Source organism: Lentzea aerocolonigenes, assembly GCF_000974445.1.
GTDB classification, from domain to species: Bacteria; Actinomycetota; Actinomycetes; order Mycobacteriales; family Pseudonocardiaceae; genus Lentzea; species Lentzea aerocolonigenes.
Genome location: NZ_BBOJ01000018.1, coordinates 234,487 through 244,176, shown reverse-complemented (window position 1 = coordinate 244,176; position 9,690 = coordinate 234,487). Strand labels below are relative to the sequence as shown.

Sequence of the window (9,690 nt, the reverse complement as noted above, 5' to 3'; positions counted from 1 at the left end):
GCACAGAGCCGAAAACCCCGAAAACCAGCCTCAGCACGGCACTTGACCGGCCCCGCTCCTTCATAGATGACTTTGGGTGCGAGGTGCTAGCCTTTCCGGACCGGGCGGGTGCGAAGCATCCGACCTTTTCCGCCCGACACAGCGCCTCGCAAGGGCCCCGAAGTCAAGCCCCAATCGCAATCGTCGCGAAGCGGCGATGAAATGACCCGGCTCGTCATACGACCCACGCAACCACCAACACAAAGGCGACCACACCAGCAAAAGGTGACCAACCCCGCTGGAACCCGCGCCAAACCACGCCAGAAACCCGCTCACTGCGACACCCGCGCGGCCAGTTCGGCGCGGAGTCGCTCGGCGCTCCTCAAACCCGCGCCTGGTCCCAGCACCAACGCGCCTGAGCCGAATTGTTGTTGCAGTGCAAGGCATGCGCGGGTACCACCAGGCACTCACTGAGTAGCGGCGGCGTACTGTCGGAAGGCAGTACGCCACGTCGGGGGGAAACGCTCATGCAGTTCGGGTTGAACGGTTTCATCGATCCTGCGCTCCTGCCGCACGTCGAGGAGATGCGCGAGCTCAACGCCCTGCGCGGAACCAGGAGGGGCCCGAGCAATCTCGACGAGGTGCGGGAGGTCCGCGCGGCGCTGAAAGGCCCTGGCGCCCTGGTCGACGCCGGCGGAGTGCCCGTGCGGATCATCGAGCCTCAGGGCACGCCCCGCGGCGTCCACCTCGACTTCCACGGCGGCGGTTTCTACCTGGGTTCGACGGCGCAGGACGACGAGCGCAACCAACGGCTCGCGGACGCGCTCGGGGTCGTCGTCGTGAGCCCCGACTACCGACTCGCCCCGGAAGATCCCTGGCCCGCTGCACCCGACGACTGCGAGAACACAGCGTTGTGGCTGCTCGACGAGTTCGGTGCGGCGTCGTTCACGATCGGTGGTTTCTCGGCCGGCGCCACCCTCGCCGTGACGACGTTGCTGCGCCTGCGCGAGCGCGCCGGCCGGTTCAGGGGCGCTGTGCTCCAGTTCGGCACGTACGACCTGAGTGGTCAGACCCCGGCGGGCAGGCTGATCAGGGACGAGTACTTCATCCAGGCGTACGCCGGTCACATCAGCGACCGCACGATCCCGGACATTTCACCGATCTACGGCGATCTGCGCGGCCTGCCGCCGTTGCTGATGATCGTCGGCGCCCTGGACGTCCTGCTGGAGGACAACCTGGCGATGGCGGCCCGCGTGTGCGCGGCGGGCGGTTCGGTGGACCTGCGGGTGTACCCGGAGTCCCAGCACGGGTTCACGAACCGGTCGACCGGGATGGCGAAGGCGGCGCGCCTGGACATCGAGCGGTGGCTGGCGTCCCTTCTAGACTCTGCGGGATGAAGCTCGGTGATGTCACGCGGACCGCATTGGCCTGCATCAGGATTTTCAACGGAGCGCTGGGCTTGTTCGCGGCGAGCAGGATGGCGAAGAGCCTCGGTGACGAGCTGGGCGACGACAAGCGGTTCGTCTACCCGGCGCGCATGTTCGGCATCCGCACGCTCGTCCTCGGCGTGGACCTGCTGACGCTGAAGCGGGACGACGCCTCCGCACAGCGGGTGCTGCGGCAGGCCGTGCTGATCCACGCCACGGACACCGCGGCTGCCGTGTACGCCGGGACACGCGGTGAGCTGCCCCCCAAGGCCGCGAAGCTGACCACGATCATCTCGGCGGTCAACACCGGGCTGGCCGTCGTGTCCCTCGTCGCCTCCAAGAGGGCCAGTGAGTGATCGACCAGGGAGTCTCCCTGGCGCGAACACCCGCCCCGACCGGCCAACCTGAGTCCTGTCGAAACAGGACGTCGAGGAGCCGAGGAAATGCCCACCATCACCCTGACCCAGCAGACCACCGCGACCCCCGAGCAGTTCGTCGCGGGCCTCACCGACTTCGGCCCCGGCCGCGCCGAGCTCTTCCCCAACAGCGCCGACGAGTCCCTGGTCGTCCACGAGAAGCGCGACACCTTCGCCGACGTCACCGAGGGTTCCGGCGGTATCTGGGAACGGCTGCACTACGACTGGTCCGACCTGGGCCACGTCGTGCTCAGGACCGTCGACTCCAACGTGTGGGGCGGGCGTTCCGGCCACACCTACACGTTCTCCAGGCAGGCCGACGGCACGACGATCGTGCGGGCCGAGGTCGTGCGTGAGGGCAAGAACTTCAAGGGCAAGCTGCTCGGCCTGTCGCTGGGGCTGCTCGGGCCGAAGGTGCTGGGCGGTGCGCTCGCCAGGACCGTCCAGGCCATCGAGGCCCGGAGTTAGGTAAGGGTGCCCTGAGTCAAGAAGGCGGGCAGCGGCTAACGTAGCCCGTCGTGAGCATCGTGGTGGAGCAACGCGGGCTGGATCCCGCACAGGCCGGGGCGCGTCCCCGGCGGCTGGCCGGGCTCGTGTTGCTGGTGGGGTTGCTCGCCGCGGTGGCGGTGCTGTCGCTGGTCGTCGGGGCGCGGGCGCTCAGCCCCGCCGAGGTGTGGCAGGGGCTGCTCGGCGATCCCGGCACCGACCAGCGGCTCACCGAGATCACGCTCATCGTGCAGACCCTGCGCGTGCCGCGGACGGTGCTCGCGATCGTGGCGGGTGTCGCGCTCGGGGTCGCGGGCGCGTTGATCCAGGGCCACACCCGCAACCCCATCGCGGACACCGGGTTGCTCGGCGTCAACTCCGGGGCGTCGTTCGCCGTCGTGCTCGCCGTCTACCTCTTCGGGTTGCAGAACCCGCTCCAGTACCTGTGGTTCGCGTTTGCGGGCGCGGCGGCCGCCGGGGTGCTCGTGTTCGGGCTGTCGAGCCTCGGCCGCGGCTCCGGCAACCCCCTCACCCTCGCGCTGGCCGGCCAAGGGGTGACGATCTTCCTCGCCGCGATGACCACCGCGGTCGCGTTGTCCGACAAGCAGTCGCTGGACGTGCTGCGGTTCTGGAACGCGGGTTCCGTGCAGGGCGTCGGGTTCGACGTGATCGGGATCGCGGCGGTCTTCGTCGGCGCCGGACTCGTGCTGGCGCTGCTCAACCTGCCGACGATCAACCTGCTCAACCTCGGTGACGACGTCGCGCGCGGGCTCGGCGTGAACATCGTGGCGGGGCGCACGGTCGGCGTCGTCGCGGTCACGTTGCTCGCCGGTGCGGCCACGGCGGCGTGCGGGCCGATCGCGTTCCTGGGACTGATGGTCGCGCACGTCGCGCGGTGGATGACCGGGCCGGACTACCGCTGGCTGGTGCCGTACGCGGGGGTGCTCGGCGCGGTCGTGCTGCTGGCAGGCGACATCGCGGGACGGCTCGTCGTGCGGCCGGCCGAGCTCCAGGCAGGCATCGTCATCGCCCTCATCGGCGCACCGTTCTTCGCGGCGCTGGTCTGGCTCGGGAAGTTCAGGCAGGCATGAGCACACAGATGCACCCCGGTGTCCGCGTCGCAGGGTGGTCGTGGGTCTGGCGGCCGTGGATCGTGCTCGTCACGGTGGTCCTCGCGGCGCTGACGTTCCTCGTCTTCTGCGTGTCGATCTCGGTCGGCGACTTCACGATCGAGCTGTCCGCGGTGTTCAGGACGCTGATCGGGCAAGGCGAGCGCGTGGACGAGTTCGTGATCATGGACCTGCGGATGCCGCGTGCGCTCGTCGGCCTGATCGTCGGCGTGGCGCTCGGGATCTCCGGCGCGCTGACCCAGTCCATCGCGCGCAACCCGTTGGCCAGTCCCGACGTTCTCGGCATCACCGGCGGTGCCAGCGCCACGGCCGTCTTCGTCGTCACGGCGAGCGGCGGCGCGGCGGTGTCGAGCACGATCGGACTGCCCGCGGCCGCGCTCACCGGCGGGCTGCTGACCGGGCTGCTCGTGTACTTCCTGGCGTGGCGCCGGGGAATCGACGGCTTCCGGCTGATCCTCATCGGTGTCTCGGTCAGCGCGGTCATGCAGGCGCTCACGACGTGGCTGCTGGTGCTGGCCGACATCCGTGACGTCGCCCGCGCTCAGTCCTGGCTCGTCGGGTCGCTCGACTCGCGGTCGTGGACCGAGGTGTGGACCACGCTGTGGATCACTCTCGCCCTGGTCGCCGTGGTGCTGGTGATCGCCTTCCAGCTCCAGCCGATGCACTTCGGTGACGATGTCGCAGCTGGCCTCGGTGTTCGGTACACGGCCGTGCGAGCGGTTCTTCTTCTGTGCGCAGTACTTCTCGCCGGTGTCGCGGTCTCCGCCGCCGGCCCGGTTCCGTTCGTCGCACTGGTCGCCCCGCAGATCACGATGCGGCTGCTGCGCTCCCCCGTTCCGCCGTTGATCGCTTCGGGTCTGTTCGGCGCGTTGCTGCTCATCGGCTCGGACTTGATCGCACGAATCGTGCTGCCCAACGACATGCCTGTCGGCGTGGTGACTGCCATCATCGGCGGCCCGTTCCTCGTTTACCTCCTGGTGCGCGCAAACCTCAAACGCGCAGCCTGAAACTCCGCGGTGAACACGCGCGGGGCACCCAACATCGCTGGATGCCCCGCACCGAGCCCCTGTCCCGACCGCACTCACCCCCACGGGTCCGGCGGACAGGCTCTCGCCCGGAGGTCAGCAGCGGAAGGTGCTGCCGCGCTCGGACAGGTAGTAGTCAGAGATCCACCCCTGGTAGGTGGGCCCGCCGTTGTTGTAGAGCACGTGGCTCCACGTGCTCACACCGTTGACGGAGTCGCCGGGCACGAAACAGTCGAGCGCGACCCAGTGACCCCACGGCACTCGGATGATCAGCCCGCAGCCGCCCGACGCGCCGGTCCGCATGGCGACGCCGCTGTAGCCGCTGACCCGGTTGACCACCTGCGAGCTCTTCGGGTCGACGTTCGACCAGCCCTGACCACAGGCCGCCGAAACTCCCGCCGGCGAGGCGTTCGCCTGGACCACCGCGCCACTGCCCAGAACCAGCGCCAGGCTCGCGCCGGCCACGGCGGCTGATCGCAACAGTTTCCTCATGATCTCTTCCCCCTTCACCCGTGCCCCATCACACCGAGAACACGGTCGCAGTAGCCGCTGTGCCGCCAACAGGTCGTACACCGGCAACTGACCGGCAACTTCTCCGCCCGCGCGAGCGAAGAGTGTGGAAGTGTCGTCCTCCGGGCGTGGGAGGGGTCGTGTTCGGCGAGATCGTGCGGGCGCATCGGCAACGGCTGGGTGCCACTCAGGCGGAGCTGGCGGAACGGACCGGGCTGAGCGAACGCAATCTCCGCAACATCGAATCGGGCCGGATCACCACACCGCGGGCGAGCACGGTGCGGCAGCTCGCGGACGCGTTCGCCCTGTACGGCGAAGATCGGGAGCGGTTTCTCCGTGCGGCGTCGAACACTCGGACCAACAGCCCGCCCGAGTTCACGTCCGGCTGGCCGTCGCCCGCACAACTACCCGCCGACGTCGCGGGATTCACCGGGCGCACCGACGAGATGCGGGTGCTCACCGCGTGGTTGGAGGACCACGCCCAGGCCGTTGTCGTCACCGGCACCGCGGGCGTCGGCAAGACAGCGCTCACCGTGCACTGGGCGCACCGGGTGGCCGACAGGTTCCCCGACGGCCATCTCCACATCGACCTGCGCGGTCACACGGCCGGTCCGCAACTGCACGCTCATGACGCCCTGGCGCGATTCCTGCGCGCTCTCGGCATCGCGCCGACGAGCGTGCCCGTGGACACGGACGAAGCCGCGGCGCTGTACCGCAGCCTGCTCGCCGACCGGCGGATGCTCGTGCTCGTGGACAACGCGGCGCGCAGCGACCAGGTTCGTCCTCTCCTTCCCGGGCAAGGCAGATCGCTGACCGTGGTCACCAGCCGCAACGAGCTCGCGGGGCTCACCGCGCGCGACGGCGCGCGGCATCTCGCCGTGAACGTGTTCAGCTCAACGGATGCGGAGGTCCTGCTGTCCCGCCTGCTGGGCGAGAACAGGGTCAGCGCCGAACCGGACTCGACGCGCGAGCTCGCCCGGCTGTGCGGCAACCTGCCGTTGGCCCTGCGGATCGCCGCCGCCAACCTCACGAGCACGCGGACCCACACCATCGGCTCCTACGTCGCCCGCCTCAACACGGGCGACCGGCTGACGATGCTGCAGGTCGCCGACGACCCCGACGCCGCCGTGCAGGCCGCCTTCGACCTCTCCTACGACGCGGTGCCCGCCCCGGCCCAACGGCTGTTCCGGCTGCTCGGGCTGCTTCCCGGCCCCGACTTCACGCCGGGAGCCGCGGCGGCGATCGCCGGCGCCTCCCGGGAGTCCATCCAGCCTCCGCTCGACGACCTCGTTCGCGCCCACCTCGTGGCGTTGCACCAACCGGACCGCTACACGTTCCACGACCTCCTGCGCCTGCACGCCCGGCGCTGCGCCGCCGCAGCGGAAACCGAGCACGAACGCCACTCCGCCGTGCACCGGTTGCTCGACTGGTACTGCGACACCGCTCTTGACGCCGTCGAACTGCTGTACCCGCAGAAACTCCGCCTACCGCAACCAGTTCGGCACTCGCGGCCACCTGAGTTCGCCAGCGATGCCGCCGCGCTGGCATGGCTCGACGCTGAACGCCTCAACCTGGTCGCCGCGGTCCTGCACACGGCCGAACACGGACCGCGCGACGCGGCATGTCGGCTCGCGGACATCCTTCGCGCGTACTTCTTCCACACCCTGCACCTGGTCGACTGGCTCGCCGTCGCGGAAACCGCCGAAGCAGCCGCGCGTGCCGACGGCAACCAACGCGCGCAGGCGGCAGCCCACCTCAGCCTCGCGGACCTGCACTGGCGCCGCGGAGAACACCGCCGGGCCACCGAACACACCACGTGGGCCTTGCGACACGCCGTCGACACCGGCTGGGCAGAAGGCGAAGCGGCCGTGCACGGCACGTTGGGCGGCATCTGCTGGCGTTCCGGCGAACTCGACGCCGCAATCGACCACCTGCAGCAGGCGCTGGCACTCAACCGTCGCACCGGGCGACTCACCGGCCAAGCCATCAACCTCAGCAACCTCGGCCTCATCCGCGCGGAACGCGGAGACCTGACGGCGGCCAGGGACCACCACATCGCCGCACTCGCACTGCACGCGGGAATCGAAGGCAACGCCGGCCACGCCGTCGCCCTGATCAACCTCGGCGAGACCGAATACCTGATGGGCGACATCCCGCGCAGCATCGAACTGCTGACCGAGGCCGTCACGCGCACCCACGAGGTCGGCGACCGAGTCCACGAAGCGGAAGCGCTGCGCTGCCTGGCAACCGCCCGCTGCGACCTCGGGCAACACCAGGAAGCCCTCGACCTCGTCGACCGAGCGCGAGCATGCCTGGTGGACAAGGACTTCCGGCGCGGCGAGGCCGAGATCCTCACCTCGCTGGCCACGATCCTCGCGAGGCAGGGCCAGCACCGCCGGGCGATTCTCCACTACCAGCAGGCACTGGCCGTCTCCCGCCACAGCGGCGACCGCCATCCGGAGAACACCGCCCTCCTGGGACTGGCCGACGCGCACCTCCACCTCGGCGACCTCGACAGCGCCGCCTCGGTCGCCACCGAGGCACTCACCACGGCACGCCGCGCGGGTTTCCGAGTCCTCGAAGGGCAGGCAGAGGAACTGCTCGCTCGCCTGGCACACCGCCGAAACCAGCGGACCACCGCCCTCGCACACGCGGAGAAAGCCCTGGCCCTGCACAAACGATGCGGCTGCGCACCCGCGGAGACCCGCGTCCGGGCCCTGCTCTCCGACGTTCTACAAGAGCGACCACAGGACTCATCGCCACAGGTGCAGCGAGATCGGGCGGCAAGGCGATCTCACGGTCAATGACGACCGGGGGGTTCGAAGGCTCAGTCATCCGGACCGGAATCGTGCTGCCGAACGACATGCCCGCAGGCGCGGTGACGACCATCATCGGCGACCCATTCCTCGTTTACCTTCCGGTGCGCGCAAACCTCAAACGCGCAGCCTGAGGCAATCGAACGCATCGAAACGGATGTCGATTCGAATAAACCGAACACGGCTCGATTCCATCGAACGCATTCGACAACGCCGCAGGTCGTCTCGTATGGCAGGGCAAGCTGCCTCTTGTAGATTCGACACCCGTCTGGCAATCTCACGAAGCAGTGTTAGCGCTAACACAATTCCGTGTTCACGCTGACCAATTGGAGCTACGGCAAATCCGTGGGGACGCGACAACGGCAATGCCGCCTTGGTGAATTGTCGAGGAGGATCACTGTGGATTCGATGGACCAAGTCCCGCGCCGCCGCGGGACCCGTTTCCGGCGTGGCCGGTGGGCGTCGGTGCTGAACCCCGTGCTCGCCACCGTGCTCGTGGCCGGCGCGGCGGTCGCGCTCACTCCGAGCGCGGCGTCGGCGGCGACCGTCGACACGAGCGCGTGGTACGTGCTCGTGAACCGCAACAGCGGCAAGGCGATGGACGTCGCGAGCGCGTCGACGGCCGACGGAGCGGCGGTCCACCAGTGGTCCCGCCACGACGGCGGGAACCAGCAGTGGCAGTTCGTGGACTCCGGTGGCGGCTACTACCGGTTGAAGTCGAAGAACTCCGGCAAGGTCCTCGACGTCGCCGGTCTGTCGGCCGCGGACGGCGCGAAGGTCCAGCAGTGGACGGATCTCAACGGCACCAACCAGCAGTTCCGGCTCGCGGACTCCGACGGCGGGTACGTCCGGCTGATCAACCGCAACAGCGGCAAGAGCGTCGAGGTGACGGGCCTGTCGACCGCGGACGGGGCGGCCGTCGTGCAGTACGGCGACTGGAACGGCGCCAACCAGCAGTGGCAACTCGTCCGCGTGGGCGACACGGGCGGATCGTGCCGGCTTCCGTCGAGCTACCGCTGGTCGTCGACGGGCGCGCTGGCGACGCCGAAGTCGGACTGGGTGTCGCTCAAGGACTTCACCAACGTCGTCTACAACGGCAAGCACCTGGTCTACGGCTCGACGGTGGACAAGACCGGGCAGCACTACGGCTCGATGAACTTCGGGACGTTCACGAACTGGTCGGACATGGCCTCCGCGCCGCAGAACACGATGAACCTCGGCACCGTCGCACCCACCCTGTTCTACTTCGCCCCGAAGAACATCTGGGTGCTCACCTACCAATGGGGCCCGACGACGTTCAGCTACCTCACGTCGAGCGACCCCACCAACGCCAACGGGTGGTCGGCACCGCAGGAGCTCTTCTCCGGCAACATCCCCGGCGGCGGCGCCCTCGACCAGACGATCATCGGTGACGGCACGAACATGTACATGTTCTTCGCCGGTGACAACGGCAACATCTACCGCGCCAGCATGCCGATCGGGAACTTCCCCGGCAGCTTCGGCACGAACTACACGACGATCATGAGCGACACGGTGGAGAACCTGTTCGAGGGGGTCGAGGTCTACAAGGTCAAGGACCAGAACCAGTACCTCATGCTCGTCGAGGCGCAGGGCAACAGGGGGCGCTACTTCCGTTCGTTCACGTCCAGCAGCCTCGGCGGCACGTGGACCGTGCAGGCCGGCACCGAGAGCAACCCGTTCGCCGGCAAGGCCAACAACGACGCCACGTGGACCAACGACATCAGCCACGGCGACCTCGTGCGCGCCAACCCCGACCAGACCAAGACCATCGACCCGTGCAACCTGCAGTTGCTGTACCAGGGACGCAACCCGAGTTCGGACGGCCAGCCGTACAACTCGCTGCCCTGGCGGCCAGGCGTGCTGACGCTCCAGCGCTGACC

The 9,690-nt window shown here is 68.8% G+C and carries 8 protein-coding genes; 7 read left to right on the top strand and 1 reads right to left on the bottom strand.

Going from position 1 to position 9,690, the window contains the following annotated elements; genetic code table 11:
* The first annotated feature begins 506 nt into the window (after positions 1–506).
* The 5 genes from AOM45_RS33060 to AOM45_RS33040 all read left to right on the top strand — a co-directional run bounded on the left by AOM45_RS33060 (position 507) and on the right by AOM45_RS33040 (position 4,445).
* Positions 507–1,376: an alpha/beta hydrolase gene (locus AOM45_RS33060; RefSeq protein WP_035911277.1), complete on the top strand. Its 870-nt coding sequence runs from the start codon at positions 507–509 to the stop codon at positions 1,374–1,376.
* Positions 1,373–1,762 (top strand): hypothetical protein, encoded by a 390-nt coding sequence (locus AOM45_RS33055; RefSeq protein ID WP_030469269.1) that lies wholly within the window; start codon positions 1,373–1,375, stop codon positions 1,760–1,762. Before AOM45_RS33060 ends, AOM45_RS33055 begins: the two co-directional genes overlap by 4 nt.
* A gap of 87 nt (positions 1,763–1,849) precedes the next feature.
* Positions 1,850–2,290, top strand: a complete 441-nt coding sequence (locus AOM45_RS33050) for a hypothetical protein (protein WP_030469270.1) — start codon at positions 1,850–1,852, stop codon at positions 2,288–2,290.
* 50 nt (positions 2,291–2,340) lie between these two features.
* Complete coding sequence (locus AOM45_RS33045; RefSeq protein ID WP_051783945.1) at positions 2,341–3,399, top strand: FecCD family ABC transporter permease; 1,059 nt, start codon at positions 2,341–2,343, stop codon at positions 3,397–3,399.
* Positions 3,396–4,445, top strand: coding sequence for a FecCD family ABC transporter permease (locus tag AOM45_RS33040; protein WP_030469272.1), 1,050 nt, complete (start codon positions 3,396–3,398; stop codon positions 4,443–4,445). Before AOM45_RS33045 ends, AOM45_RS33040 begins: the two co-directional genes overlap by 4 nt.
* A 114-nt stretch (positions 4,446–4,559) precedes the next feature.
* Here AOM45_RS33040 and AOM45_RS33035 read toward each other — a convergent pair whose 3' ends face one another.
* On the bottom strand, positions 4,560–4,955 hold the full coding sequence (locus tag AOM45_RS33035; protein WP_156093992.1) for a hypothetical protein: 396 nt from the start codon (positions 4,953–4,955) through the stop codon (positions 4,560–4,562).
* A 158-nt stretch (positions 4,956–5,113) separates the two neighbouring features.
* Here AOM45_RS33035 and AOM45_RS33030 point away from each other — a divergent pair, with 158 nt between their 5' ends.
* Both AOM45_RS33030 and AOM45_RS33025 read left to right on the top strand, forming a co-directional pair.
* Positions 5,114–7,780, top strand: a complete 2,667-nt coding sequence (locus AOM45_RS33030) for an ATP-binding protein (protein WP_059362815.1) — start codon at positions 5,114–5,116, stop codon at positions 7,778–7,780.
* 417 nt (positions 7,781–8,197) lie between these two features.
* Entirely contained in the window at positions 8,198–9,688 is a 1,491-nt protein-coding gene (locus AOM45_RS33025) for a non-reducing end alpha-L-arabinofuranosidase family hydrolase (RefSeq protein ID WP_030469274.1), read from the top strand.
* Positions 9,689–9,690: the final 2 nt, after the last annotated feature.